Annotated in this window: 24 protein-coding genes; 6 read left to right on the top strand and 18 right to left on the bottom strand. The window is 66.0% G+C overall.

Going from position 1 to position 25,761, the window contains the following annotated elements:
- Nucleotides 1-165 precede the first annotated feature (165 nt).
- Both HNP46_RS09415 and HNP46_RS09410 read left to right on the top strand, forming a co-directional pair.
- A complete protein-coding gene (locus tag HNP46_RS09415) occupies nt 166-594 on the top strand; it encodes a hypothetical protein (protein WP_184588067.1) in 429 nt (142 codons plus the stop codon).
- Nucleotides 591-1,067: an NUDIX domain-containing protein gene (locus tag HNP46_RS09410; protein WP_184588065.1), complete on the top strand. Its 477-nt coding sequence runs from the start codon at nt 591-593 to the stop codon at nt 1,065-1,067. The genes HNP46_RS09415 and HNP46_RS09410 overlap by 4 nt, the downstream gene beginning before the upstream one ends.
- A gap of 4 nt (nt 1,068-1,071) precedes the next feature.
- On the opposite strand, the gene HNP46_RS09405 is transcribed toward HNP46_RS09410, so the two are convergent.
- Genes HNP46_RS09405 through HNP46_RS09395 form a run of 3 tightly spaced genes read right to left on the bottom strand, consistent with a single transcriptional unit; the run spans nt 1,072 to nt 3,631 of the window.
- Complete coding sequence (locus HNP46_RS09405) at nt 1,072-1,971, bottom strand: transporter substrate-binding domain-containing protein (RefSeq protein WP_184588063.1); 900 nt, start codon at nt 1,969-1,971, stop codon at nt 1,072-1,074.
- A 40-nt stretch (nt 1,972-2,011) separates the two neighbouring features.
- The gene (locus HNP46_RS09400; RefSeq protein WP_184588061.1) at nt 2,012-2,362 is read right to left on the bottom strand and encodes a RidA family protein; all 351 of its coding nucleotides are present in this window, start codon (nt 2,360-2,362) and stop codon (nt 2,012-2,014) included.
- Nucleotides 2,363-2,386: 24 nt separating this feature from the next.
- Entirely contained in the window at nt 2,387-3,631 is a 1,245-nt protein-coding gene (locus tag HNP46_RS09395) for a D-amino acid dehydrogenase (RefSeq protein ID WP_184588059.1), read from the bottom strand.
- A 126-nt stretch (nt 3,632-3,757) separates the two neighbouring features.
- On the opposite strand from HNP46_RS09395, the gene HNP46_RS09390 reads away from it, so the two are divergent.
- Nucleotides 3,758-4,666, top strand: a complete 909-nt coding sequence (locus HNP46_RS09390; protein ID WP_409372423.1) for a LysR family transcriptional regulator — start codon at nt 3,758-3,760, stop codon at nt 4,664-4,666.
- A 160-nt stretch (nt 4,667-4,826) separates the two neighbouring features.
- Complete coding sequence (locus tag HNP46_RS09385; protein ID WP_184588054.1) at nt 4,827-6,224, top strand: hypothetical protein; 1,398 nt, start codon at nt 4,827-4,829, stop codon at nt 6,222-6,224.
- 114 nt (nt 6,225-6,338) lie between these two features.
- On the opposite strand, the gene hutG is transcribed toward HNP46_RS09385, so the two are convergent.
- The 9 genes from hutG to HNP46_RS09340 form a co-directional block, all read right to left on the bottom strand.
- Nucleotides 6,339-7,142 carry an N-formylglutamate deformylase gene (hutG, locus tag HNP46_RS09380; protein WP_184588052.1) on the bottom strand — a complete coding sequence of 268 codons (804 nt, stop codon included), beginning with the start codon at nt 7,140-7,142 and terminating at the stop codon, nt 6,339-6,341.
- A gap of 219 nt (nt 7,143-7,361) precedes the next feature.
- Entirely contained in the window at nt 7,362-8,558 is a 1,197-nt protein-coding gene (gene hutI / locus HNP46_RS09375) for an imidazolonepropionase (RefSeq protein ID WP_184588049.1), read from the bottom strand.
- Complete coding sequence (gene hutH / locus HNP46_RS09370; protein ID WP_184588047.1) at nt 8,555-10,087, bottom strand: histidine ammonia-lyase; 1,533 nt, start codon at nt 10,085-10,087, stop codon at nt 8,555-8,557. Before hutH (HNP46_RS09370) ends, hutI begins: the two co-directional genes overlap by 4 nt.
- A gap of 48 nt (nt 10,088-10,135) precedes the next feature.
- Nucleotides 10,136-10,951 (bottom strand): quaternary amine ABC transporter ATP-binding protein, encoded by an 816-nt coding sequence (locus HNP46_RS09365; protein ID WP_184588045.1) that lies wholly within the window; start codon nt 10,949-10,951, stop codon nt 10,136-10,138.
- Complete coding sequence (locus tag HNP46_RS09360; protein ID WP_184588043.1) at nt 10,948-11,802, bottom strand: ABC transporter permease; 855 nt, start codon at nt 11,800-11,802, stop codon at nt 10,948-10,950. The genes HNP46_RS09365 and HNP46_RS09360 overlap by 4 nt, the downstream gene beginning before the upstream one ends.
- 62 nt (nt 11,803-11,864) lie before the next feature.
- Nucleotides 11,865-12,830: an ABC transporter substrate-binding protein gene (locus HNP46_RS09355; protein ID WP_184588041.1), complete on the bottom strand. Its 966-nt coding sequence runs from the start codon at nt 12,828-12,830 to the stop codon at nt 11,865-11,867.
- 80 nt (nt 12,831-12,910) lie between these two features.
- Nucleotides 12,911-14,323, bottom strand: coding sequence for a purine-cytosine permease family protein (locus HNP46_RS09350; RefSeq protein WP_184588039.1), 1,413 nt, complete (start codon nt 14,321-14,323; stop codon nt 12,911-12,913).
- Between the two features lie 220 nt (nt 14,324-14,543).
- A complete protein-coding gene (gene hutU, locus HNP46_RS09345; RefSeq protein ID WP_184588037.1) occupies nt 14,544-16,211 on the bottom strand; it encodes a urocanate hydratase in 1,668 nt (555 codons plus the stop codon).
- 569 nt (nt 16,212-16,780) lie between these two features.
- A complete protein-coding gene (locus HNP46_RS09340; RefSeq protein WP_184588035.1) occupies nt 16,781-17,797 on the bottom strand; it encodes an ABC transporter substrate-binding protein in 1,017 nt (338 codons plus the stop codon).
- A 234-nt stretch (nt 17,798-18,031) separates the two neighbouring features.
- Between HNP46_RS09340 and hutH (HNP46_RS09335) the strand changes: the two genes are divergently transcribed.
- Nucleotides 18,032-19,561 carry a histidine ammonia-lyase gene (hutH, locus tag HNP46_RS09335; RefSeq protein WP_184588033.1) on the top strand — a complete coding sequence of 510 codons (1,530 nt, stop codon included), beginning with the start codon at nt 18,032-18,034 and terminating at the stop codon, nt 19,559-19,561.
- A gap of 384 nt (nt 19,562-19,945) precedes the next feature.
- On the opposite strand, the gene HNP46_RS09330 is transcribed toward hutH (HNP46_RS09335), so the two are convergent.
- Together HNP46_RS09330 and hutC are read right to left on the bottom strand one after the other, a co-directional pair.
- Nucleotides 19,946-20,536, bottom strand: coding sequence for a HutD/Ves family protein (locus tag HNP46_RS09330; protein ID WP_184588031.1), 591 nt, complete (start codon nt 20,534-20,536; stop codon nt 19,946-19,948).
- Nucleotides 20,533-21,243, bottom strand: coding sequence for a histidine utilization repressor (hutC, locus tag HNP46_RS09325; RefSeq protein ID WP_184588179.1), 711 nt, complete (start codon nt 21,241-21,243; stop codon nt 20,533-20,535). The genes HNP46_RS09330 and hutC overlap by 4 nt, the downstream gene beginning before the upstream one ends.
- A 248-nt stretch (nt 21,244-21,491) precedes the next feature.
- Here hutC and HNP46_RS09320 point away from each other — a divergent pair, with 248 nt between their 5' ends.
- Nucleotides 21,492-22,856, top strand: coding sequence for a formimidoylglutamate deiminase (locus HNP46_RS09320; RefSeq protein ID WP_184588030.1), 1,365 nt, complete (start codon nt 21,492-21,494; stop codon nt 22,854-22,856).
- Between the two features lie 291 nt (nt 22,857-23,147).
- Here the strand turns inward: HNP46_RS09320 and HNP46_RS09315 are convergent, their stop codons facing one another.
- From HNP46_RS09315 to HNP46_RS09300, 4 genes are all read right to left on the bottom strand, one after another.
- Nucleotides 23,148-23,714, bottom strand: coding sequence for a lipocalin family protein (locus tag HNP46_RS09315; RefSeq protein WP_184588028.1), 567 nt, complete (start codon nt 23,712-23,714; stop codon nt 23,148-23,150).
- 35 nt (nt 23,715-23,749) lie between these two features.
- Nucleotides 23,750-24,004: an outer membrane protein assembly factor BamE domain-containing protein gene (gene bamE / locus HNP46_RS09310; protein WP_184588026.1), complete on the bottom strand. Its 255-nt coding sequence runs from the start codon at nt 24,002-24,004 to the stop codon at nt 23,750-23,752.
- Between the two features lie 73 nt (nt 24,005-24,077).
- Nucleotides 24,078-24,683 carry a DUF924 family protein gene (locus HNP46_RS09305; protein WP_184588024.1) on the bottom strand — a complete coding sequence of 202 codons (606 nt, stop codon included), beginning with the start codon at nt 24,681-24,683 and terminating at the stop codon, nt 24,078-24,080.
- A complete protein-coding gene (locus HNP46_RS09300) occupies nt 24,683-25,696 on the bottom strand; it encodes a class 1 fructose-bisphosphatase (RefSeq protein WP_184588022.1) in 1,014 nt (337 codons plus the stop codon). The genes HNP46_RS09305 and HNP46_RS09300 overlap by 1 nt, the downstream gene beginning before the upstream one ends.
- Nucleotides 25,697-25,761 lie beyond the last annotated feature (65 nt).

The following is a 25,761-nucleotide window of genomic DNA, read 5'->3' as shown; positions in this document are numbered from 1 at the left end:
TCAGTGCGTACGGTCGCTCCCGGACCAGTAACCATCCTAGGGCCTGTCGCCTACTTATAGAAAGTCGCGTTGCCGCAGCGCGACTTCCATCGAAAGTCTTCGGCCCCCACGGTGTCGGGCATGATACTCGGGCCAGCGAAAAACCCATAAGGGAGTTAGTGAGCCATGCCACGGAAGTTGTTTCTTTCTCTGTTCCTGCTGCTGTTCGCCTTGACCGGCTGCGGCCGCGACGACCCGCGCGCGCAACTGGACGCCGCCGTCAAGCAACTGCAGGACAACCTCGAAGCCAAGAATAGCGGGGCGGTGATCGATCAGCTGGCCGGCGATTTCCGCGCCAACGGCGAGTTCGACCGCGACTGGGCCAGGCGCACCATGACGCTGATGTTCCTGCGTCACCAGCAGGTCAAGGTGATCCTGCTCAGCAGCGAGAGCCGGATCGACCCGACCTACGCCAACCGCGGCCACACCGACGCCCAGGTCGCCCTCACCGGCGCCGAGAGCTTTATCCCCGACAGCGCCGGGCATTACTCGGTGAAGCTGGAATGGTGGCGCGAGGGCTCGGAATGGAAACTGGCGAGGCTCGACTGGCAATGACTTCCCCCCTGCAACACCGCATCCGCGCCGCCGGCCTGTTGGTGCGCAGCGACGAAATCCTGCTGGTGCGCCACGAGGTGGCCGGGGACGTGTACTGGATTCCGCCGGGCGGCGGCTTCGAGTCGGACAAGGACGAATCCACCCGCGATACGGTGCGCCGCGAGTGCCGCGAGGAAACCGGGCTGGCGGTGGAGGTCGGGCCGCTGGTCTACGTCCGCGAGTTCGCCGAGCCGGTGGCCGGGCGCTTCCACATGGAGCTGTTCTACCGTGTGGACGCCTGGGACGGCCGCGTCAGCCTGGACAACCTGCGCGGGCTGGGCGGCGACGAGTTCGATATCCGCGAGGTCGCCTGGGTACCGCGCCAGGAACTGCCGCGCCTGCCCTCCTACTACCCCGCCGAATTGCTCGACGACGTCTGGGAGCGCCTGGCCGAGGCGCAACCACTGATCCGCCACCTCGGCCTGCAACGCTGACGGCTTACTGCACCGGCTCGCTGGTGGGCTTGGCGATGATCGCCTGCAGCTCGGCGGTCATCGGGAATTCCAGGTTGAGGTTCTTCGGCGGGATCGGCTGCTCGAACCAGCGCTGGTAGATACCCTTGATCTCGCCGGAGGCGTACAGGTCGGCCAGGGTCTGGTTGACCAGGGCGAGGAACTGCGGATCATCCTTGCGCAGCATGCAGGCGTAGATTTCCCGCGACTGCGGTTCGCCCACCACCACCCACTGGTGCGGGTCGCGGGCCTTGGCCTTCTCGCCGTAGAGCAGCGCGTCGTCCATGTAGAAAGCCACCGCGCGGCCGGACTGCAGCATGAGGAAGGCTTCGCCGTGGTCCTTGGCGCTGACCACGTTCATGCCCAGCTTGTGCTCGGCGTTGTAGGCCTTCAGATAACGCTCGTTGGTGGTGCCGGCGGTGGTCACCACGTTCTTGCCCTTGAGGTCGTTGAAGCCCTGGATGCCGCTGTCCTTGGCGGTCAGCAATTGGCCCTTCACGTAGATGAAGCCGTAGGAGAAGGCGACCTGTTTCAGGCGCTCGGCAGTGACGCCGGTGGAGCCGCACTCCAAGTCCACGGTGCCGTTCTGCACCAGCGGGATGCGCGTCTGCGAGGTCACCGGGTTGTACTTAACCTTCAGGTCCGGCTTGTCGAGTTTCTGCCGGAGGCGCTCGACCACCTTGCCGGCCAGGTCGACCGAGTAGCCCATGGGCTGGCCGCTGTTGTCGCCCAGGTAGGAGAACGGCACCGAGGCGTCGCGATAACCCAGGGTTATCGTGCCGCGCTCGGCCACTTTCTTCAGCGTGCCGTCCAGCGCCTCGTCCGCCTGCGCCATGGTGCAGACCAGGCTGGAGGCTGCCAGCATTCCCAGTGCAAATCGTTTCATGGGTTCGATCCCTCTTGTTGTTGTGAGTCGGGTTTGAGCTTCAGGGGCGCGCGGCAATCACGGTGATTTCCACCCGTACCGATGGTCGCGCCAGCAGCGCCTGCACCGTGGTGCGGGTCGGCGCGCAACCCTCGGGCAGCCAGGCGGACCAGACGCCGTTCATGGCCTCGAAATCGGCGGCGATGTCCTTCAGGTAGATGGTCGCGCTGAGGATATGCGCCTTGTCGGTGCCGGCTTCGGCCAGCAGTGCGTCGATCTTCGCCAGTACCTCGCCGGTCTGGCCCTGGATATCGCTGGCCTGACCGGGCACCTGCCCGGAGAGGAACACCAGCGAGCCGAAGACCATAGCGCCGGAAAGGCGGTCGTTGGTGGCGATACGAGTGAGTTGCATGGTGGTTCTCCCAATCCGATGAAGTCAGCCGGCCAGCCGTTCGGGCGTCAGGCCGCTGGTGTCTATGCCGGGGCGGCGCCCGGCGATCTGTGCGGCAATCAACTGCGCGCTGCCACTGGCGAGGGTGAAGCCCAGCGCGCCATGGCCAAGGTTCAGCCACAGGCCGCGCGGTCCGCAGGCGCCGACCAGCGGCACGCCGGTGGGCGTCGCCGGGCGCATGCCGGCCCATTCGACGGCGGCGCCGTAGTCGCAGGCGTCGGGCAGGGTGTCCGCCGCCTGCTGGCGGATCAGCGCCAGCCGCTTGGGCTCCAGGCGCGGGTCGAAGCCGACGATGTCGACCATGGCGGCGATGCGCAGGCGATCGCCGATACGGGCGTAGACCACCTTGCGGTCGTAATCGGTGAGGCTGACGTCCGGCGCGTGGTCGCCTGTGCGGATCGGCGCGGTCAGGCTGTAGCCCTTGAGCGGATAGAGCGGCAGCCGCGGGCCGCCCGGCAGCAGGGCGGCGCTGCGGTAGCCGGCGGCGAGCACCACGTGGTCGGCCTCGAAGGTCTTGCCGCCCGCTTCCACGCCTACCAGCGCACCGCTGCTCATCACCAGCCGGGAAGCCGGATGGCCGTACACCAGTTGGCAGCGGCCGGACTTCTCCAGTTGCAGCGCCAGCTGCTGGCAGAACTTGAAGCAATCGGCCACCTCCTCGTCCGGCGTATAGACGCCGCCGACGAAGGGGGCGCCCGCCAGTGCGGGATCGAGTTGCCGGCACTGGTATGCATCGAGCACCTGCTGCGCGGAAGGGTCGGACAGGCTCTGCCGCGCACCACGGAAACTGGCTTCATCGCGGAACGCCACCAGCTTGCCGTTGCGCCGCCAGTCGAAGCCCTCCAGCCCGTCGTCGCGCCACTGCGCCAGGGTGGACTGGCTGAACAGCGCCAGCCGCAGCAGGTGCTGGGCATTGGCCTGGTTCACCGAGCGCCGGCAGGCAGCGGTGAACTGCAGCAGCCAACGCCACTGCGCCGGGTCCAGGCGTGGGCGCAGGCGCAGCGGCGAATCCCCGCGCAGCAGCCAGCCCAACGCCTGCTGCGGCACGCCGGCATCGGCCAGCGGCGCCACGTAGCGGTAGGACAGCTGGCCGCCGTTGGCGAAGCTGGTTTCCAGCCCGGCCGCATCCCGCGCTTCCAGCACGGTGACGTCGAATCCTTCGAGGACCAGCGCGTGTGCAGTGGCCAGTCCGACCACGCCCGCGCCGATGATGCAAACCCGCTGTGCCATTGCCGTCTCACTGCCAATCGAATCCTGGCCTCGACCTTAGGCGCGGATGACAGGTGGCGAACAATGAATAAACATGGGCAACCCATAACCTTGCGTTATACGCGTATTCACACCTGGGAGACGCCCATGCGCCTGCGCCATATCGAAGTGTTCCAGGCCATCCGCGAGACGGGCTCGGTCAGCGGCGCCGCGCAATTGCTGCACGTTTCCCAGCCGGCGGTGACCAAGGTGCTGCAGCACGCCGAGCAGCAGCTGGGCTTCCCGCTGTTCCTGAGGGTGAAAGGTAAACTGCAGGCAACGCCCGAGGCACTGGAGCTGGAACGCGAGGTGGCCAAGGTCAGCGAAAGCCTGCAGGGCGTGCGGCGCCTTGCGCAGAGCCTGCGCGGCCAGCCGGAGAACCGCCTGCGCGTGGGCGCCACGCCGGCCATGGCGCTGTCGCTGCTGCCGCCGGTGATCCGCGAATGGACCGACCGCTACCCGCAAAGCAGCTGCGAACTAGCCACCCAGCACTCCCGCGAACTGGTGCAGAACCTGCTGATGCGCGAACTCGACCTCGCTCTGACCCTGCAACAGACCGACCATCCCGGCCTGCGCTCGCAACCCATCGCCAGCGGTCCACTGGTGGCCCTGGCGCCGCGCGGCCATTGGCCCGAAGAGCGCCTGGAGCAGCCGCTGACCCTGGACGAACTGGCGGGTGAACCGATGATCGGCCTGTCCACCTCCGATCCGCTGTCGGCGCGGCTGGAAGGCCATCTGGCCAACATCGAACCGCCACCCCGCGTACGCATCGCGGTGCAGACCTACGCCCTGGCACGCACGCTGGTGGAAGCCGGCACCGGACTGGCGCTGGTCGACCCTTTCACCGCGCTGGGCGCGGACGAACGCCTGACGGTGCAGCGCACGCTCTCACCCACGTTCAAGGTCACGCTCTACGCCCTGACCCGCGCCGACGAAACGCCACCGCATACCCAGGCGCTGCTGCTGGAGATGCTGGTGCGGCATGCCGAGGGGCAATTGGCCTATATAAGGATCTAGAGCAGTGAGAGGAGCTCCTAGCGCCTGCCAACGGCCGGCTACAGCAAGCAAAACAGAGCGCTAGCCCGGCCTGATTGCTCCGCGTCATTGTCAAACGGGGGAATATCACCGAATCTTTCGCGCCCCGCTGGGATCGGGTTTCAATCTGAAAGGACTCGCCATGCTATTGCTTCGCCCGCAGCTGCTCGCACTACTTCTTCTCGCTGTTGGTGGCTGCGCCACTCAACCTGCTACTGGAAAAAAACCCACGAAAGTCCTCGACGAGCTGGTCACCAACGCAGCCAGCGCCAGCAACGTTGTGGACAATAGCGTCCTGCGTACCGATAACGAGGTGGCCCTCGCCCTACGCCTCCCGCGCGGCATACTGCAGCTTCAGGTGAGCTGCTCGAGCGAGAACGCCAACTGGCTGTACGTAAACACCCCCAGCCGCATGTACGCCGTGGGCCAGTCGCAATATCGTGAACCCATCCCGCTGGCAAACGACACGGCCAGAACCCTGCGGATATTGCCGCAGGTTGCCCAGGCCTGCACGCGGACTCCGGACTGGCGCAAACTCGCAAACTTTGAAAGCGGCAATGGCGGTCATGTCCTACTGGATATCGCCAGCCTGGAACCACAATCAGACGGTGACCTTAAGCTCTGGGCAGCATTCGACTATCCGTCGCTAGCCTACGATGCCCCCTACCAAGCCCCCTACGGCAGCAAGGTCGAGCAACTGCAAGTGAATTGCGGCCGTAGCACTTACAGTTGGTTGACCGGCTACGACCTTGATCCTCGCCAGCGAGTCACGGATGGACGTATCGAGGCCACTCCAGGCGCGCGTACTTTCGACTCTGCCTCGTCCGACTACCTTGTCATTCTCCAAGCCACCTGTAAGCCGCGCGAGCAACTGTCCGCACTGCCACGTGCCGAGAGTCGCGACAAGCCCGTTCCGGACTTGGAAAATCAACCAGCGCTGAATACCGCCGTCGCGCGCAACGTCACCGCGCTGGGTCTCGATGCACCCAGGAAGTCTCTGACGTACCTGCGTACCGAAGGCACCTCTACCTTCAAAGGCGAAACCAGGCCTTTGATCGAGGAGTTCTGGTTCCAGCCCGGCGAAACTCCTGGCCTGCTACACGTCAAGCGTCAGGGCACCGGCTACGTATCCCAGGACACCAGCTTCATGGGCATGCTGGAACTCAGCAGCGTGACCCACTACAGCAAGGCGCAAGGTACCCGCGAGGTCGAAAAGCTGGAGCTGGAAGGCAACTGGAAGCAAATGCCGGTGGGTGAAAAACTCAGCTATCGCCTAACTCGAAAAGAAAACTTCAGCATCATCGGTCAAACCCGAGACACTCAGGAAACTCGGTGCGAAGTGATTCGCGAGTTGCCCGCTACCGAGCTCAACGCGCAACTCTCCGGCAGCGCCAAGGAGATCCACTGCTCGGTAGTCGACGACAAATACAAACGCGTTGATACCCGCTACTTCCTGGAAGACTACGGCCTGGTATTCCGCCAGGGTGACAGCCGCAATGAGTTCTACTATTCCGATTCACGCATCGTTCGCTTCCGTTAAAACGAATGCAGGAATAAAAGACAGCCCCCTGCCGCACCGGGGCAGCGTCGCCGGGATGCGTGGTCCGGCGGCGCCGCGCCGACAGTCCCGGCGCGGCAGGAGGCTGCGTAAAACTCAGCGACCGTAGTGCTCGCGGCCCCAGGCGATGAAGGTTTCCAGCATCCGGCGGAGCACCTGGGCGGTGGCCGCGGCGAGGTCTTCGCGGTAGCCGAAGGGCGCGTGTTCATCCATGTAGTTGCACTGGGCGAGTTCCAGCTGCACGGCGTGTACGTTGTCCTGCGGCTGGCCGTAGTGACGGGTGATGTGCCCGCCCTTGAAGCGGCCGTTGAGGATGTGCCGGTAGGCCGGGGCGTCGGCGCAGACGGCGACCAGGCGCTCGGCCAGTTCCGCATCGCAACTCGCGCCGCTGTTCGTGCCGATGTTGAAGTCCGGCAGCTTGCCGTCGAACAGGTGCGGGATCACCGAGGCGATGGAGTGGGCATCCCACAGCAGCGCGTAGCCGAACTCGGCCTTCAGGCGCGCCAGTTCGTCGGTCAGGGTCTGGTGGTAGGGCGCCCAGACTTCGGCGAGGTAGCGCGCGCGCTCGTCGGGCGACGGCGTCTGGCCGTCCTTGAACAGCGGGCGGCCGTCGAACAGGGTGTCCGGGTAGAGGCCGGTGGTGGCGGTGCTGTACAGCGGCTTGTCGTCGGCCGGGCGATTCAGGTCGATGACGTAGCGCGAGTAGTTGGCGGCCAGGGTGCTGGCGCCCAGATCCTCGGCGAAGGCGTAGAGCCGCGGGATGTGCCAGTCGGTGTCGGCCAGTTCGCGGGCCTCATCCACCAGGCCGGCTTCCACGGCCGGGGTCAGGCGGATGCCGGGGTGCGGCATGCTGATCAGCAGCGGGACGTGGCCGCGTTTGAAGGTGAGAACGTTATTCATGGGGTGCTATCTCCACACCAAGCGAGATGAGTTCATTTTCGTAGAAGCGATTGTCTTCTGCTGAAAGTCCGTGCCGATGCTTCCCCCTCACCCCAGCCCTCTCCCGAGGGAGAGGGAGCTGTCCGTGCCGGCTGATGCTGCGGTTTCATCCTGCACCGTACGGTCCCCTCTCCCGCTTGCGGGAGAGGGTTAGGGTGAGGGGCATTTGATCTTGTGGCCTCACAGCTCTTCGCCATGACGAATGACGCGCTTGGGCAGGTCGCCGCCGAGCCAGTAGCTCAGTTCGGCCGGGCGCTGGATGTCCCAGGCGATGAAGTCGGCGACCTTGCCGGCTTCCAGGCTGCCGTGGCTGTCGGCCATGCCCAGGGCGCGGGCGGCGTTGAGGGTGACGCCGGCCAGCGCCTCTTCCGGGGTCAGGCGGAAGGCGGTGCAGGCCATGTTCAGCATCAGGCGCAGGGACAGCGCCGGCGAGGTGCCGGGGTTGAGGTCGCTGGCGATGGCGATGGGCACGCCGTGCTTGCGCAGGGCGTCCATCGGCGGCAGCTGGGTTTCGCGCAGGACGAAGAAGGCGCCGGGCAGCAACACCGCAACAGTGCCAGCCTCGGCCATGGCGATGGCGTCGCTCTCGTCCATGAACTCCAGGTGGTCGGCGGACAGTGCGCCATAGCGCGCGGCGAGGCTGGAACCGTGCAGCGAAGACAGCTGTTCGGCGTGCAGCTTCACCGGCAGCCCCAGGCGCTGTGCGGCCTGGAATACCCGCTCGACCTGCGCCGGGGAGAACGCCAGGTGCTCGCAGAAGGCGTCCACCGCGTCCACCAGCCCCTCGTCGGCCAGCGCCGGGAGGATGTGCTGGCAGACCTGCTCGATGTACTCGTCGGCACGCCCGGCGTATTCCGGCGGCAGCGCGTGGGCAGACAGGCAGGTGGTGCGCACCGTCACCGGCAACTCCTGCTCCAGCCGGCGGGCCACGCGCAGCATGCGTCGTTCGCTGTCGAGGTCCAGGCCATAGCCAGACTTAACCTCCAGCACGGTCACGCCATCGGCCAGCAGCGGGCGGGCACGCTTGATCGCACTGGCCAGCAGTTCGTCTTCGCTGGCCTCGCGGGTGGCACGCACGGTACTGGCGATGCCGCCGCCGGCTGCGGCGATCTCGGCATAGCTGACGCCGTTCAGGCGTTGCTCGAATTCGCCGCTGCGGTCGCCGCCGAACACCAGGTGGGTGTGGCAGTCGATGAAGCCGGGAGTGACCCAGGCGCCGCCCAGGTCGGTGCTCTGCACGGGGCGTTCGGGCAGTTCGGCGCGCGGGCCGATCCAGCGGATGCGTTCACCTTCGGTGATGATCGCGGCGTCCTCGATGATCGAGTAGCGGCCGTCTTTCATGGTCGCCGCGTGGCAGTGCTGCCAGAGGTGTTTCATTGCAGTCTCCCGATGCTCGCTCCGACGCTCTGCAGCGCGGCAGGTTCGCCCAGCAACGCGGCGGCGCGGGCGATGTCCGGCGCCAGCCAGCGGTCGCTGTCGTAGGCCGGCACGCGCTCGCGCAGCAGGCTCCAGGCGCAGTCGGTGCCGCTGCCGAAGCGTTGCGGCTTGAGGAATTCGAAGGCCTGGGCGGCCAGCAGGTATTCGATGGCGAGGATCTGCGTGACGTTGCCGACCACCTTGTGCAGCTTGAGCGCGGCGCTGGTGCCCAGGCTCAGGTGGTCTTCCTGCAGGCCGGAGGTGACGTAGTTGTCCACCACCGCCGGCTGCGCCAGCTGGCGGTTCTCGCCGGCGAGGGCGGCGGCGACGTACTGTACGATCATCATCCCGGAGTTGACCCCCGGCTGGCTGACCAGGAAGGCCGGCAGGCCGCTGACCAGCGGGTTGATCAGACGGTCCAGGCGCCGCTCGGCAACCCCGCCCAGCTCGGCCACGGCGATCGCCAGCAGGTCGGCGGCCATGGCCACGGATTCGCCGTGGGGGTTGGCCTGGGAGACCACGCGGTAGTCGTCCGGGGTGCCCAGCACCAGCGGGTTGTCGGTGGCGGAGTTGAGTTCGGTCTCGATCTGTTTCGCCGCGTGCTCCAGCTGATCGCGCACGGCGCCGTGGATCTGCGGCATGGAGCGGATGCTCAGGGCGTCCTGGGTGCGGATGCCCTTGCTGGCGGCAATCACCTCGCTGCCTTCGAGCAGCGCGCGCAGGTTGGCGCCGACCTTCTGCATGCCCGGGTGCGGCTTGAGCGCGATGATCTCGGCGTCGAAGGCGTCGATCTGCCCGCGCAGGGCCTCGAAGCTCATGGCGCCGATGACGTCGGCCCATTGCGCCAGGCGCGTGGCGTCATCCAGGGCGAGGCAGCTCAGGCCGGTCATGCATGGCGTGCCGTTGACCAGACAGAGCCCGTCCTTGGCGCCCAGCTGCACCGGTTCCAGCCCTTCGGCGGCCAGCGCCTGGAAGGCCGGGACGATTTCGCCGCGGTAGCTCACCTCACCAATGCCCAGCAGCGCCACGCCGACGTGGGCCATGTGGGTCAGGTAGCCCACCGAACCCTGCGAGGGCACGCGCGGGGTGATGCCGTGGTTGAGCAGCGCCAGCAGCGCTTCCACCACCCGGCGGTGCAGGCCGGATTTGCCGTGCGTGAAGTTGGTAATCGCCGCGCAGATGATCGCGCGGGTCTGCTCGTCCTTCAGCGGCTCGCCGACGCCGCAGGCGTGGCTGAGCAGGGTGTTGCGCGACAGCTGCGCCAGTTGCTCGCCCTGCAGCACCACGTTGCACAGCGCGCCCAGCCCGGTGCTGATGCCATAGGCCCGTTCACCCCGGCTGACGATGCGCTCGACGATGCCCCGGGCGTTGTCGATGCGCGCCCAGGCGGCCGGTGCCAGTACAAGGCGCGCGCCGTGACGGGCGACGGCGACCAGGTCCTGCCAGCGCAGCGGGCCGTTGCCCAGGGTGATGGTGGAAGCGGACGACATGCGGAACTCCTGTAGGCGGGGAAGCCCCCTTCCCCGCCGGTGAATGCGTTACAGCGCGGCGACGCGGCGCTGGACGAAGCGGTCGACGTACTCGTCGGCGGGCTTGTGCAGGATGTCGGCCGGCGCGCCGACCTGGATCAGCTGGCCGTCCTTGAGGATGGCGATGCGGTTGCCGATGCGCACCGCTTCGTCGAGGTCGTGGGTGATGAAGACGATGGTCTTGTGCAGGGTCTTCTGCAGCTCCAGCAACTGGTCCTGCATGTCGGCGCGGATCAGCGGGTCGAGGGCGCTGAAGGCCTCGTCCATGAGGATGATGTCGGTGTCCGCGGCCAGGGCGCGGGCCAGGCCGACGCGCTGGCGCATGCCGCCGGAAAGCTGGTGCGGGTAGGACTTCTCGTAGCCCTTCAGGCCCACGGTGGCGATCCAGTGCAGCGCGCGCTCCTGGCACAGCGCCTTGCTCTCGCCACGGATCTTCAGGCCGTAGGCGACGTTGTCGAGCACGCTCTTGTGCGGCAGCAGGCCGAAGCTCTGGAACACCATGCTGATCTTGCGCCGGCGGAAGTTCTCCAGCGCGGCCGAGTCGTAGGCGAGTACGTCCTCGCCATCCACCAGGATCTGCCCGCTGGTAGGATCGATCAGGCGGTTGAAGTGGCGCACCAGGGTCGACTTGCCGGAGCCGGAGAGGCCCATGATGACGAAGATTTCCCCCGCCTCGATGGACAGCGAAAGGTCGTTGACGCCGACCACGCAATCGGTGGCGGCCAGCACCTCGGCCTTGCTCTTGCCCTGGCGGATCATGTCCAGCGCGGCATCGGCCTTGGCGCCGAAGATCTTGTAGACGTTCTTGACCTGGATCTTGCTCATTTGCTGGCCTCTGTGTGGCGCGAGCGGCCGTAAGCCTGGGTGATGCGGTCGATGACCACGGCGAGGATGACGATGGCGAGGCCGGCTTCCAGGCCCTTGCCGACGTTGAGCGTCTGGATGCCCACCAGCACGTCCTCGCCCAGGCCGCGGGCGCCGATCATCGAGGCGATGACCACCATCGACAGGGCCATCATGGTGGTCTGGTTGATGCCGGCCATGATGCTCGGCAGCGCCAGCGGCAGTTGCACGCCAAACAACTGCTGGCGGCGGTTGGCGCCGAAGGCGGTGATGGCTTCCATCACCTCGCGGTCGACCTGGCGAATCCCCAGGTCGGTAAGGCGGATCAGCGGCGGAGCGGCGTAGATCACGGTGGCGAAGATCGCCGGCACCTTGCCCAGGCCGAACAGCATCAGCACCGGGATCAGGTACACGAAGCTGGGCATGGTCTGCATGATGTCCAGCATGGGCAGCAGCACCGCGCGGAAGCGGTCGCTGCGCGCGGCGACGATGCCCAGCGGGATGCCGATCAGCACCGAGATGATCGTCGCTACCATCATCAGCGCCAGGGTCTGCATCAGCTTGTCCCACAGGCCCACCGCGCCCACCAGGAACAGCAGCCCGACGATCACCACGGTCGGCAGGATGCGCCGGGTGGCGTGCCAGGCGATGCCGGCGACGATGGCCAGCATCAGCCACCAGGGAGTGGCCCGCAGCACGCTCTCCAGGTTGACGATGGCCCACAGCAGGGTGTCGGAGATGTGGCGGAACACGTCGCCGTAGTTGGTGACCAGGGCATCGACCCAACCGTTGACCCAGTCGGCGATGGAGAAAGTGAAGCGTTCGGGGAACATGGCACGTACTCGTCAGGAGTGGGCATCACCGGGGAAGCTGGGCTCCCCCGGGTTGGGCAGCGTCAGAGCGCGGCCTGGACCTTCTTCGCGGCGTCCTCGCTGACCCAGGTGGTCCACACTTCCGGGTGTTCCTTGAGGAAGGCCTTGGCCAGCTGCTCGGAGGTCAGTTTCTCCTTGGCCATTTTCGCCAGGTTCTGGTTCAGCAGGTCGATGGGCAGGTTGACCTTCTCCAGCACGGCGACCAGCTCAGGCGCCTGCTCGTGGAAGGCCCTGGACAGGCCGACCTGGATCTTCACGTCCTTGTTCACGCCCGGCTCGTCCAGCTTCACCAGGTCGGCCTGGCCCATCAGCGGCGTCGGCGACCAGTAATAGAAGAGGATAGGCTCCTTGCGCTTGTAGCTCGACAGCACGGCGGCATCCAGGGCCGGGCCGGTGCCGGGGCGGAAGTTGGTGTACTTGTCCTCGAGGCCGTACTTCTTCAGCATCTCGGAGTTTTCCAGCTCGCAGGTCCAGCCGGCCGGGCAGTTGTAGAAGCGGCCCTTGCCCGGCTCCTCCGGATCGCGGAACACCTCGGAGTACTGGGCGAGGTCGGTGACGGCCTTCAGGTTCGGCGCCTTGGCTTCGATGTTGCGCGCCTTGTCGCCCTCGATCACGAAGCGCGGCACGTACCAGCCTTCGGTGGCGCCGACGATGGGCGCGCCCACGCCGACCACCTTGTTGGCGGCGGCGGCCTTGTTCCAGGCGTCACTGCGGCCGATCCACTCTTCGCTGAAGATCTGGATGTCGTTGTTCGCCAGGGCCTGCTCCATGGTGATGGAGTTGCCCGGCAGGCTGTCGGTTTCGCAGCCGTAGCCGTTCTTCAGGATGATCTGCATGAGGTCGGTGAGCAGCATGCCGCTCTCCCAGTTCAGCCCGGCGAATTTCACCGGCTTGCCGCTCTCGCACCAGCCGGCGGCCTGGGCGCTCAGCGAGCCGAGCAGCCCGGCGGAGAGGAACAGGCCCAGCAGCGTCTTCTTGGTGTTGTTCATCTGATGCTCCTAAACGTGAATGAGGTTGGGCAGTAAAAGGGCCGCGCCTGCTTGTGGCGGCGCGGCCGGGCCGGGTCTGTTCAGGTGCGGGCCGGCAGGATCAGCCGGTCCGGTACTGCCCGCGTAGCGCGGCGGGCGACCAGGTAATAGAGAACGGCCGGAACCACGAGGCCGATGATCCAGGAGATATCCACGCCGCCGAGGGCGTCCACCAGCGGGCCGGTGTAGAACTTGGTGGAAATGAACGGCAATTGCACCAGGACGCCGATCACATAGACGCTGATGCCGGGGATGTTCCAGCGGCCGTAGCGGCCCTCCGGATCGGCCAGCGCCGGCACGTCGTAGTGCTCGCGGGTGATGCAGTAGTAGTCCACGAGGTTGACCGCGCTCCACGGGGTGAAGAAGGCCAGCAGGAAGAGGATGAAGGACTTGAACGCGCCGAGGAACGAATGCTGGCCGAGCAGCGCGATCAGGGTCGCGGCGCCGACGATCACCAGCACGAAGACCAGGCGTTGCAGACGCGTCACTTCCAGGTGGCCGCGGAAGCCGCTGATCACCGTGGCGATGCACATGAAGCTGCCGTAGGAGTTCAGCGTGGAGATGGTGATCTTGCCGAAGGCGATGGTGAAGTACAGCAGCGCCGCGGTGGCGCCGGTACCGCCCAGGCCGACGATGTAGGCCACTTCGCGGCCGGCGAACTGCCCGTTGGCCATGGCCGCGGCGAAGACGCCGAAGATCATCGCTACCTGCGCGCCGATCACCGAACCGGCGCCCACGGCAAGGAAGGTCTTCACCGAGGAGGTCTTGCTCGGCAGGTAGCGCGAGTAGTCGGCCACGTACGGACCGAAAGCGATCTGCCAGGATGCCGCCAGGGACACCGCGAGGAGGAAGCTGCCCCAGCTGAAGTGGCGGATTTCCAGCAGCGCGCCGACGTCGGTCTGGCTCATCAGGCGGCTGAACAGGTAGACGAAGGCGATCACCCCGATGACGCTGGCGAGGCGGCCGATCACGTGGATCACCCGGTAGCCGAGCACGGTCACCAGCACAATGACGCTGGCGAACATGAGGATGCCGACACTGTCGCTGACGCCGAACAGCTGGCCCAGCGCCTGGCCGGACAGCACCGTGCCGGTGGCGGTGAAGCCCAGGTACATCAGGCACACCAGCACGATCGGAATCGCCGCGCCGTAGACGCCGAACTGCACGCGGCTGGAGATCATCTGCGGCAGGCCGAGCTTCGGCCCTTGCGCTGCGTGCAGTGCCATGACGCCACCGCCCAGCAGTTGGCCGATGAGCAGGCCGATCAGCGACCAGAACACGTCGCCGCCCAGCACCACGGCCAGGGCGCCGGTGACGATGGCGGTGATCTGCAGGTTGGCGCCCAGCCACAGGGTGAACTGGCTGTAGAGCTTGCCGTGGCGCTCAGCCTCGGGGATGTAGTTGATCGAACGCACTTCGATCAGGGGTTTGGAGCTATCACTGGCCTGGGACATCGTTATTGTTCTCCCGAAGGGAATTCTTGTCGGTCGATGTACTGCATTTCTACGGACCGGGCCGCCGCACCACGCCGTGCGGCGGCCCTTTCCCTGGTCCTGAAAATCTGCGGCTGCGTTACCGGACCGTAGGGCGCATAACGCGCCAGCGTTATCCGCCAATACAATTTCCGCGGACACAATGGCGGATAACCTGTTCCAGGTTATCCGCCCTACCCGATCACTTGCCGGTGATCATCGGCAGGTTCAGGCCTTGCTCCTTGGCGCAGTCGATGGCGATCTGGTAACCGGCGTCGGCATGGCGCATCACGCCGGTGCCTGGGTCGTTGGTCAGCACGCGGGCAATGCGCGCGGCGGCTTCGTCGGTGCCGTCGCAGACGATCACCATGCCCGAGTGCTGGGAGAAGCCCATGCCCACTCCGCCGCCATGGTGCAGCGAAACCCAGGTAGCGCCGCTGGCGGTGTTCAGCAGGGCGTTGAGCAGCGGCCAGTCGGACACGGCGTCGGAGCCGTCGCGCATGGCTTCGGTCTCGCGGTTCGGGCTGGATACCGAGCCGGAGTCGAGGTGGTCGCGGCCGATCACGATCGGCGCCTTCAGCTCGCCGCTGCGCACCATCTCGTTGAACGCCAGGCCGAGCTTGGCGCGCTGGCCCAGGCCGACCCAGCAGATGCGCGCCGGCAGGCCCTGGAAGCTGATGCGCTCCTTGGCCATGTCCAGCCAGCGGTGCAGGTGGGCGTCATCGGCGATCAGCTCCTTCACCTTGGCGTCGGTCTTGTAGATGTCCTCGGCATCGCCCGACAGCGCGGCCCAGCGGAACGGACCGACGCCACGGCAGAACAGCGGGCGGATGTAGGCCGGAACGAAGCCGGGGAAGTCGAAGGCGTTGGCCACGCCTTCTTCCTTGGCCATCTGGCGGATGTTGTTGCCGTAGTCGAAGGTCGGGATGCCCTGCTTCTGGAACTCCAGCATGGCTTTGACATGCACGGCCATGGACTGCTTGGCTGCCTTCACCACGGCCGCCGGGTCGGTCTGCGCGCGGTCGCGGTACTGCTCCCAGGTCCAGCCGGCCGGCAGGTAGCCGTTGAGCGGGTCGTGGGCGGAGGTCTGGTCGGTGACCATGTCCGGGCGCACGCCGCGCTTGAGCAGTTCCGGGAGGATTTCCGCGGCGTTGCCCAGCAGCGCGATGGAGATGGCCTTGCCTTCGGCGGTGTATTTCGCGATGCGCGCCAGGGCGTCGTCGAGGTCCTTGGCCTGCTCGTCGACGTAGCGGCTGGCGAGGCGGAAGTCGATGCGGCTCTGCTGGCATTCGATGTTCAGCGAGCAGGCGCCAGCCAGGGTCGCGGCCAGCGGCTGGGCGCCGCCCATGCCACCGAGGCCGGCGGTGAGGACCCAGCGGCCCTTGAGGTTGCCGTCGTAGTGCTGGCGGCCGGCCTCGACGAAGGTTTCGTAGGTGCCCTGGACGATGCCCTGGCTGCCGATGTAGATCCACGAGCCGGCGGTCATCTGGCCGTACATGGCCAGGCCCTTGGCATCCAGTTCGTTGAAGTGTTCCCAGTTGGCCCAGTGCGGCACCAGGTTGGAGTTGGCGATCAGCACGCGCGGGGCGTTGGCGTGGGTCTTGAACACGCCGACCGGCTTGCCGGACTGCACCAGCAGGGTCTCGTCTTCATTCAGTTCTTTCAGGGTCTCGACGATCTTGTCGTAGCACTCCCAGTTGCGCGCGGCGCGGCCGATGCCGCCGTACACCACCAGTTCCTTAGGATTCTCGGCGACTTCCGGGTCGAGGTTGTTCATCAGCATGCGCAGCGGAGCTTCGGTCAGCCAGCTCTTGGCGTTCAGTTGGGTGCCGCGCGGGGCACGGATTTCGACGTCGCGGAATTTGGTCACGGATGGCTCCTTCGCTTGCTCGGGTCGGTGGCCGTGGGGGCGGCCTGGCGGTTCATTCGACGGTGCCGAGGGAGCTCGTCACCATCATGTCTATGCTTGTATGTACAAGTATAAGCAAAGCGAAGGCCAACCTTGGCGAGCGGGTCTTTCCGCTCGCCTTATGGCGAGATCAACTTATTGATTATCAAGGATTAAATTGTATTTATCGCAGAGCGATAGGAGCTGACAGCTGCTGCCGTCCTTCAGACGATCGCACCAGAAAAAGGCTTCGCTGCACCGTTTCGTGGCGTTCGGTAACACCGCTCGCTACCAAGGGACACAGGTTGTATAGATAAGCGGTGGAGCTAAGGGAAAAGCGGCTGCCTCTGACTTCAGTGGCAGCCTGAAATACCCTCTCCCCAGCCCTCTCCCTAAAGGGAGAGGGAGTTGTCCGGCGTGCACGCTTACAACGGAGTCAACCGTCAAGCTCTGGAATATCAGCTCGCGCCAGGCCAATCCCCTCTCCCTTCAGGGAGAGGGTTAGGGAGAGGGCAAGCCACCCCCACCATTAGCCCCACGAAGGCACCCATTCACTTCAACGCCGCCTCGATCTTCGTCGCCGCCTCGGCCGACACCCACGTCGACCACAACTCCCGATGCTCGCGGAAGAACTTCGCCCGCACGTCCGCCACGTCCCGGTGGTGTTCGGCCATGTCCGCCAGCAGCGCATTGAACAGCGGCAGCGGCAGCTCGACCTTCTCGAACACCTGCACCAATTGCGGCGCCTTGTCGTGGAAGTCGCGGGATACGCCGATGCTGATCTTCGCCGGCAGCGAGCGCGAACCCTTGGGGTTCGGATCGTTAGGATCGGTGAGAGTCTTCCAGGCCGCCTCGTTGAACGGCGGTTCTTCCAGCTGCACCAGCTTGAACCGTCCCAGCAGCGGCGTCGGTGCCCAGTAATAGAAGAGCACCGGCCTGCCCTGGGCGATGGCCGAACTGATCGCCGCGTCCAGCGCGGGCCCGGCGCCGGTGCGGAAGTTCACGTAGCTGTCGTCCAGCCCATAGGCCTTGAGCTTCTGCGTGTTGACGATCTCGCAGGTCCAGCCGGTGGGGCAGTTGTAGAAGCGGCCTTTATCCGGCTCCTCGTCGTCCTTGAACAGCGCCTTGTATCTGGGCAGGTCGGCGACCGATTTCAGACCCGGCGCGGAGGCCTTGATGCCGCGCTTGGCATCGCCATGCACCACGTAGTCCGGCACCCACCAGCCTTCGTTGGCGCCCTTCACCGTCTCGCCCACGGAGAACACCTGGCCGGCCTGCTCCGCCTGCTGCCAGACGGTGCTGCGCCCGGCCCACTGTTCGCCGGTGACCTGGATGTCGTTCTGCTTCAGTGCGTTTTCCATGGTCACGGTGTTACCCGGCAGCGCGTCGGTCTGGCAGCCGTAGCCCTTCTCCAGGATGAAGCGCAGCACCTCGGTGGTGAACATGCCGCTCTCCCAGTTCAGCCCGGCGAACACCACGGGTTTCGGGTAGGGACAGCCGGCGGCGAAAGTCTGGGCACTGAGCCCGAAGGCGAGCAACAGGGCAAACAGGCAACGAGGGGTGGACATTGGCCGACTCCGGGCGCGTTGATGTCCTTTGGGTTTAGCCGCCGATCCGTCATTTGCCCACGACCATCGGACTGGAAATGCCACCGGCGGTGACATTCACTGCTTTCAGAAACAGCCCACAGCCGGACGAATCACCCAGCCGCGGGCTCTGGCGCGCCATGGCACAGCGATTGCTATACCTGTATATACAGGAACGATCCACGGTAACACTTTCACCGAATCCAGGATGCCGACATGCCGCAAACCCTGCTCCTGACGCCCGGCCAGTTCGATCTCGACCAGCTGCGCGCCATCTACCAGCATCAGCCCGACCTGCAGCTCGCCGACCAATGCCGCGAGGCCATCCTGCGCAGTGCGCAGACGGTCAGCCAGATCATCGCCGACCAGCGCACCGTCTATGGCATCAACACCGGCTTCGGCCTGCTGGCGCGTACTTCCATCGCCGAAGACCAGCTCGCCACCCTGCAGCGCAACCTGATCCTCTCCCACTGCACCGGCACCGGCCCGCTGCTGGACGACGCCAGCGTGGCGCTGATCATGGCGCTGAAGATCGGCTCCCTGGCGCGCGGCTTCTCCGGCGTCGGCCTGCCGGTGATCGAGACGCTGCTCAAGCTCTACAAGGCGCGGGTGTACCCGTGCATTCCGTCGCAGGGTTCGGTGGGCGCCTCCGGCGACCTCGCGCCGCTGGCGCACCTGTCCTCGACCCTGCTGGGCGTCGGCCAGGTACGCCATCAAGGGCGCATCCTCGAAGCCAGCGAAGGCCTCGCCATCGCCGGTGCCGAACCGCTGGTGCTCGGGCCGAAGGAAGGCCTGGCGCTGATCAACGGCACCCAGGTCTCCACCGCGCTGGCCCTGCGCGGACTGTTCGCGGCGGAGAAACTGTTCATCTCGGCGGTGGTCGCCGGCAGCCTGAGCGTGGAAGCGCTGAAGGGCTCGTTCGTGCCCTTCGACGCGCGCATCCAGGAAGTGCGCGGCCAGCCGGGGCAGATCGCCGTCGCCGCCTTGTACCGCGAGTTGCTGCACGACAGCCCGATCAACCAGTCGCACATCGACTGCAAGCGCGTGCAGGACCCGTACTCCCTGCGCTGCCAGCCGCAGGTGATGGGCGCGTGCCTGGATCACCTGCGCTTCGCCGCCGGGGTTTTCCTGCGCGAAGCCAATGCCGTTTCCGACAACCCGCTGGTATTCAGCGCTGACGGTGATGTTCTGTCAGGCGGTAACTTCCACGCCGAGCCGGTGGCCATGGCCTCCGACGTGCTGGCGCTGGCGATCGCCGAGATCGGCGCGCTGTCCGAGCGGCGCATCGCGCAACTGGTGGACCCGGCTATGTCCGGGCTGCCGGCCTTCCTGGTCAAGGAAGGCGGGCTGAATTCCGGCTTCATGATCGCCCAGGTAACCTCGGCGGCCCTGGCCTCGGAGAACAAGACCTGGGCCCACCCGGCCTCGGTGGACAGCCTGCCGACCTCGGCGAACCAGGAGGACCACGTCTCCATGGCCACCTTCGCCGCCCGCCGCCTGCAGGACATGGCCGGCAACAGCGCCGGCGTGGTCGCCATCGAACTGCTCGCCGCCGCCCAGGGCGTGGACTTCCACGCGCCGCTGCAGAGCTCGCCGCAATTGCAGGAAGTGTGCACCTTGATCCGCAGCCAGGTGCCGCACTACGAGCAGGACCGCTACTTCGCCCCGGACATCGCCGCGGCACGGGCGTGGGTGGAGGATGGGGTGATGAGCCGGTGGATCGACTATTCGCGGCTGTATTCGTAACCACGACGTAGGGCGCATGACGCCTGTGGCGTTCTACAGCATGGCGGACAAGATGGCCTCCTAGCAGATACATCCGTGCTCGGATCGGCCCTCACCCTAACCCTCTCCCAAGGGGAGAGGGGACCGGTTGGTGCAGGAGGACACCACAGCGTCAGCCGGCACGATCTACTCCCTCTCCCTCCAGGAGAGGGTTGGGGTGAGGGGATACTCTTGCGCCGATATTCCAGCTCTTATGAAACGCGCTCCAAGTCCAAAGCCAGTTGGCCCGTAGGATGGGTGGAGCGCAGCGATACCCATGCGGTCCGCCGCGCAAACATCGATGGGTATCGCTGCGCTCCACGCCATCCTACAAATGCAAAGGGCGCCTCTCGGCGCCCTTTCTGCTCAGCGTGCGTCGAGTTCGATCACGCAGATATCCGCACCGCCCGTCACTGTCAGCCGCCATTCGCGCAGCGCGCCGCTGCCCTCGGCGATCAACGTGTCATGCAGGCCCAGCAAACCACTGGCCGCGCCGTTGAGGCTGACATGAACGCCCTCCCCCGCACTGAACAGCAGCACGGTCGATGCGCTGCTGAAGTAATGCGCCGCGCCATCAAGCTTCAGCCACTGCAACCGCGCGCGATAACGCGTCGGCGAATAGATCAGGTTGAAGTCGCGGATCGCCCCGCCCAGCAGCGTGCAATCTACCGCGCTGGCGCCATCGAAGGTGAAGGCGTCCAGCGCACGCAGGTCGCGCGAATGGGCGCCATCCACGTTCAGGCGCATGCCCTCACCTTCCAGCACGCTGATCACGCGCTGATAGCCGATGAACGCAGAGAACGGCCCCGGCGCGCCGACGTCGGCGATGGACACGCGCCAGCCGAAACCTTCCAGGCCGTCGCCGGCATCGCGGACGATCTCGCGGGTGGTGCCTGCGCCGTTTTTCCAGGGCATCGCCGGGTAATCGACGGCGCGCAGGATCTTCAAATCGGTCATGAACTGAAACGTCCTTCCAGGCGGTAGCGCGAGCCCGGGTACAGCAGGCGCGCGCTGGTGACGGTATTGCGCCCCGACCAGGTACGCCGGCGGATCAGCAGGCACGGCTCGTGGCGGTCGACGGACAGCAGCTTGCATTCCTCGGGGCTGGGCAGCACCGCCTCGACCACGTGCTCTCCCTCGCTCAGCGGCGCGACCTGGGTAAGGTAGGCGAACGGCGTCTGCCCGGTGAAATCCTGCTTCATGTACTCCGGCGCCACGGCTGCGTTGACGTAGCGGTCCTCGATCTGCACCGGGATGTCGTTCTCGTAGTGCACGATGATCGAGTGGAAGATGCGCTGCCCTTCGCGCACGTCCAGCGCCAGCGCGCGTTCGGCAGTTGCCAGTTCTTCGATCAGGCTGACCACCACGCAATGGTGCTTGTGGCCGCGGGCGGTGATTTCCTCGGCAATGTTCTGCACCTGGAACAGCGCCGACTGGCCCTTGGGCTCGGCGACGAAGGTGCCCACGCCCTGCATGCGCACCAGCAGGCCGTCGGCGGTCAGCTCGCGCAGCGCGCGGTTGATGGTCATGCGGCTGACGCTCAGCTCCTCGACCAGCTCTGCCTCGGACGGCACGCGGTGGTGCGGCGGCCAGGTGCCGGACTGGATCTGCTGGATGATCAGCTGCTTGACGCGGGCATACAGCGGCGCGGGAATTTCCCCCATCTGCGCGGCGAGCGACGAACCCTCGGCGGGCGGGGTAGGCGTGGACGATGCGGGCACGGGGAAACTCCTTGTCGTGGCGACGGTTCAGGGCAGTGGTGGTCTGACTCCGGCATGTACCGGATTCGACCGGTGCATACAAGTCCTCTGACGACCGTCGGGTGCCTGGCAGTTTACGGTCCCGGCAAACGTCTGTATATGTATATACAAATTCCAGGCTAATACAATAAGCACGCTGCGAGGCCCTGCGCATGTCCGTCCTGTTCGCCGAAACCGCCCTGCTGCCCTCCGGCTGGGCGCGCAATGTCCGCTTCGAGATCGATGCCGACGGCCTGTTCACCGCGATCACTCCAGACGCCAGCGCGGAAGGCGCCGAGCGCGTCGGCGGGCCACTGCTGGCGGGCATGCCGAACCTCCACTCGCACGCCTTCCAGCGCGCCATGGCAGGCCTGGCGGAGGTCGCCGGCAACCCCAACGACAGCTTCTGGACCTGGCGCGACCTGATGTATCGCCTGGTCGGCCGCCTGTCGCCCGAGCAGGTCGGCGTGATCGCCCGCCAGCTGTACATCGAGATGCTCAAGGCCGGTTACACCGGCGTCGCCGAATTCCACTACGTGCACCACGACGTCGACGGCAAGCCCTACGCCAATCCGGCTGAACTGGCCCTGCGCGTCAGCCAGGCCGCCACCGATGCCGGCATCGGCCTGACCCTGCTACCGGTGCTCTACTCCCACGCCGGCTTCGGCGGCCAGGCACCCAGCGAAGGCCAGCGCCGCTTCATCAACAGCACCGCGAGCTACCTGAAACTGATCGACGGTCTGCGCGCCCACCTGGCGACGAAGCCGCAGCAGGACCTCGGCCTGTGCTTCCACTCCCTGCGCGCGGTGACGCCGCAGCAGATCGCCGAGGTGCTGGGCGCCGATTCCAACGGCTGCCCGGTGCATATCCACATCGCCGAACAGCAGAAGGAAGTCGACGACTGCCTGGCCTGGAGCGGCCGTCGCCCGCTGCAGTGGCTGTACGAAAACGTCGACGTGGACCAGCGCTGGTGCCTGGTCCACGCCACCCATGCCGAAGCCGACGAAGTGACCGCCATGGCCCGCAGCGGCGCGGTGGCCGGCCTGTGCCTGACCACCGAGGCGAACCTGGGTGACGGCATCTTCCCGGCGGTGGATTACCTGGCTCAGCACGGCCGTTTCGGCATCGGCTCGGATAGCCACGTGTCGCTCAGCGTGGTGGAAGAACTGCGCTGGCTGGAATACGGCCAACGCCTGCGCGACCAGCGCCGCAACCGCCTTTATGGCCAGGACCAGCCAATGGTCGGCCGTACTCTGTTCGACGCGGCGCTGGCCGGCGGCGCCCAGGCCCTCGGCCAGCCCACCGGCGAGCTGGCGGTAGGCAAGCGCGCCGACCTGCTGGTGCTGGACGGCGGCGACCCCTACCTGCAGACCGCCCGTGGCGACGCCATCCTCAACCGCTGGCTGTTCGCCGGCGGCGATCGCCAGGTGCGCGATGTGATGGTGGCTGGGCAGTGGCGCGTGCGCGACGGGCGACATGCGCTCGAAGAACAGAGCGCGCGCGAGTTCGCCAACGTACTTCGCGAGTTGCTGGACTAAGCGTCTTTGCTGAAACGGCGGATAACCCGTTCCGGGTTATCCGCCCTACGGAACTATGCGTCGTAGGGCGCATAACGCCGGAGGCGTTATCCGCCAACACGGAACTGAGCTCACCTACAAAAAGCCGCACGGGCCGGACCGTGGCGCTTCTGTAGGATGGCGTGGAGCGCAGCAATACCCATCGAAATCCGAGCGAGGACAGCATGGGTATCGCTTCGCTCCACCCATCCTACGTAGAGATACCCGGCGACCTACAGGCCATGAAAAAACGCCCCGAGGGGCGTTTTTTCGTCAGGGCGCGGTGGCGGTTTCCGCCGTCCGCCAGATCAGGTCGTCGGTCTGGTAACCGCGTTCGTGGGCCAGTTCCAGCAGGTGCTGGCGAGTAGCGTCCGGCACCACCGGCTGGCGCGAGAGCAGCCAGAGGTATTCGCGGTTCGGGTTGCCCACCAGCGCGGTCTGGTAGTCGTCGTCGACGTAGAGCACCCAGTAATCACCCTTGGCCAGACCGGGGAAAAGGCGCGAGAAGGTGTTGTCGAAACGCACCCAGAGCTTGTCGGTGCGGCCCGGCACCTGGGCTTCGGCGCGGCCGGTGGCCTGGTCCCATTCGCCATCCTTGGTCAGGCAGCGATTGGTCACCGCGATGCTGGAGTCTTCCTGCAGGCGGTAATGGGCTTCGGACTGCGCGCACTGGCGCTGGAAGAACATCGGCTTGCGCGCCAACTCGTACCAGGTGCCCTCGTAACGCTTGAGGTCGACCTGTACGGTCTGCGGCGGTTGCTGGGTCGAGCCGGCGCAACCGCCCAGCACGATGGCCAGAGGGGCGGCCAGGCAGGCCAGCCAGGTGATCGATCGACGCATTCGCTCCTCCTTGGCTGCCCGCCCTGCCCGGGCGCTTACTTCAGGCCCTGGGCGGAGAACAGCAGCACTTTGTCACCGGCGTACTGGATGCTGATGAAGGCTTTCTCATCGCCCCAGGTGCAACTGGACACGCCCAACGCGCCGGAGCATTCGGTGGGCTTGCCGAGCAGGTCTTCGACTTCGACCTTGCTCATGCCGGTTTTGATCTTCGAATAATTCTCCTGGTTCACTTTGCTGCAAGCGGCCAGGACGACACAGAACGCGACGAGCGCGAGGCGGCGAAAGGACATCGACAACTCCATTGTTTGAGGGGCCCGGTCAACAGCTTGGCACAGGGCGGGCGGAAAGGCCGCCGGGTTGGAGTCAGAAACGCGAGCCGGGTTCCGTGAGGAACTGCGCTTCTTCTGCCGTGGACTCACGGCCCAGGATGGCATTGCGGTGCGGGAAGCGACCGAAGCGCTCCACCACCACCTGGTGCTTGCGCGCGTAGGCGAGGTAGCCGGCGAACAGCACCTTCTCGCTCTCGCTGGATTCGCCCTGCAGCGCTTGGTACAGGCGCACGGCTTCGTTCTGGCTGGCGAGGTCTTCCGCGTGCTCGAACACGATGTAGACGAATACCCGCTCGATGCGCGGCAGCTGGCGGTCGAGCCCGGCTTGCAGGCCCTGGCGCACCAGTTGCTGGGCGCGGGCGTCGCCGGCGTAGGCGCGCGGAGAATCGCGGAAGATCATGCGCGGCAGCTGGTCCAGCAGCAGGATCAGCGCCAGCCAGCTCTGCGGCTCGCGCTCCCACTCCTGCAGGCCGCCGTCCAGGGCCTGGCGCACCAGGCCGCCGAAACGGTTTTCCGAGTCCACGTCCTGGCAGGCGCTCTTGCCGAACCACAGCGCGTTACGCTGCGCGGCCACCTCGTTGGCGTCCAGGGCACTGCCGAACCACCAGTCCAGCAGCTCCTGCCAGGGCGCGGCGCGCATCAGCCTTCCTGGTGGTAGGCGGTGGCGCGCTCGACTTCTTCCTTCGAGCCGAGGAATACCGCCACACGCTGGTGCAGGCTGTCGGGCTGGATGTCGAGGATGCGCTGGCGGCCGTTGGTGGCGGCGCCGCCGGCCTGCTCGATGATGAAGGACATCGGGTTGGCTTCGTACATCAGGCGCAGCTTGCCGGGCTTCTCCGGCTCGCGGGAATCACGCGGGTACATGAACACGCCGCCGCGGGTCAGGATGCGGTGCACGTCGGCCACCATGGAGGCGATCCAGCGCATGTTGTAGTTCTTGCCCAGCGGGCCTTCCTTGCCGGCCAGCAGTTCGCTGACGTAGCGCTGCACCGGGGCTTCCCAGTGGCGCTCGTTGGACATGTTGATGGCGAATTCGGCGGTGCTGGTGGGCACGGTGATGTTGTCGTGGGTCATCACGAAGCTGCCCAGCTCGCGGTCCAGGGTGAAGCCTTTCACGCCGTTGCCCAGGGTCAGGATCAGCATGGTCTGCGGGCCGTAGATGGCGTAGCCGGCGGCGACCTGGGTGGTGCCTTTCTGCAGGAAGGCTTCCTCGCGCAGGCTGTCGTTCTGGCTCAGGTATTCCTGCGGGCAGCGCAGCACGGAGAAGATGGTGCCGACCGAGACGTTGACGTCGATGTTGGAGGAGCCGTCCAGCGGGTCGAAGACCAGCAGGTAGGCGCCTTTGGGGTATTTGCCCGGAATCTGGTAGGGATGGTCCATTTCCTCGGAGGCCATGCCGGCCAGGTTGCCGGCCCACTCGTTGGCTTCCAGGAGGATTTCGTTGGACAGCACGTCCAGCTTCTTCTGCACCTCGCCCTGTACGTTCTCGGTTTCCATGCTGCCCAGCACGCCGCCCAGGGCGCCCTTGGACACGGCGTGGCTGATTTCCTTGCACGCGCGGGCCACCACTTCCACGAGGTGACGCAGGTCGGCCGGGGTGTTGTGACTGCGGGTCTGCTCGATGAGGTAGCGGCTCAGGGTAACGCGGGACATGGAAGACTCCAGGGGAGAAGGTAGAAAAATCAGGGCGCATTCTAGCGTGGAAACGACCGCGATGC

The sequence above is a fragment of the Pseudomonas nitroreducens genome (assembly GCF_014204515.1).
Lineage (GTDB): Bacteria > Pseudomonadota > Gammaproteobacteria > Pseudomonadales > Pseudomonadaceae > Pseudomonas > Pseudomonas nitritireducens_A.
Note: the sequence above shows the minus strand (reverse complement) of the source record. Positions and strands in the feature narration are given on the sequence as shown.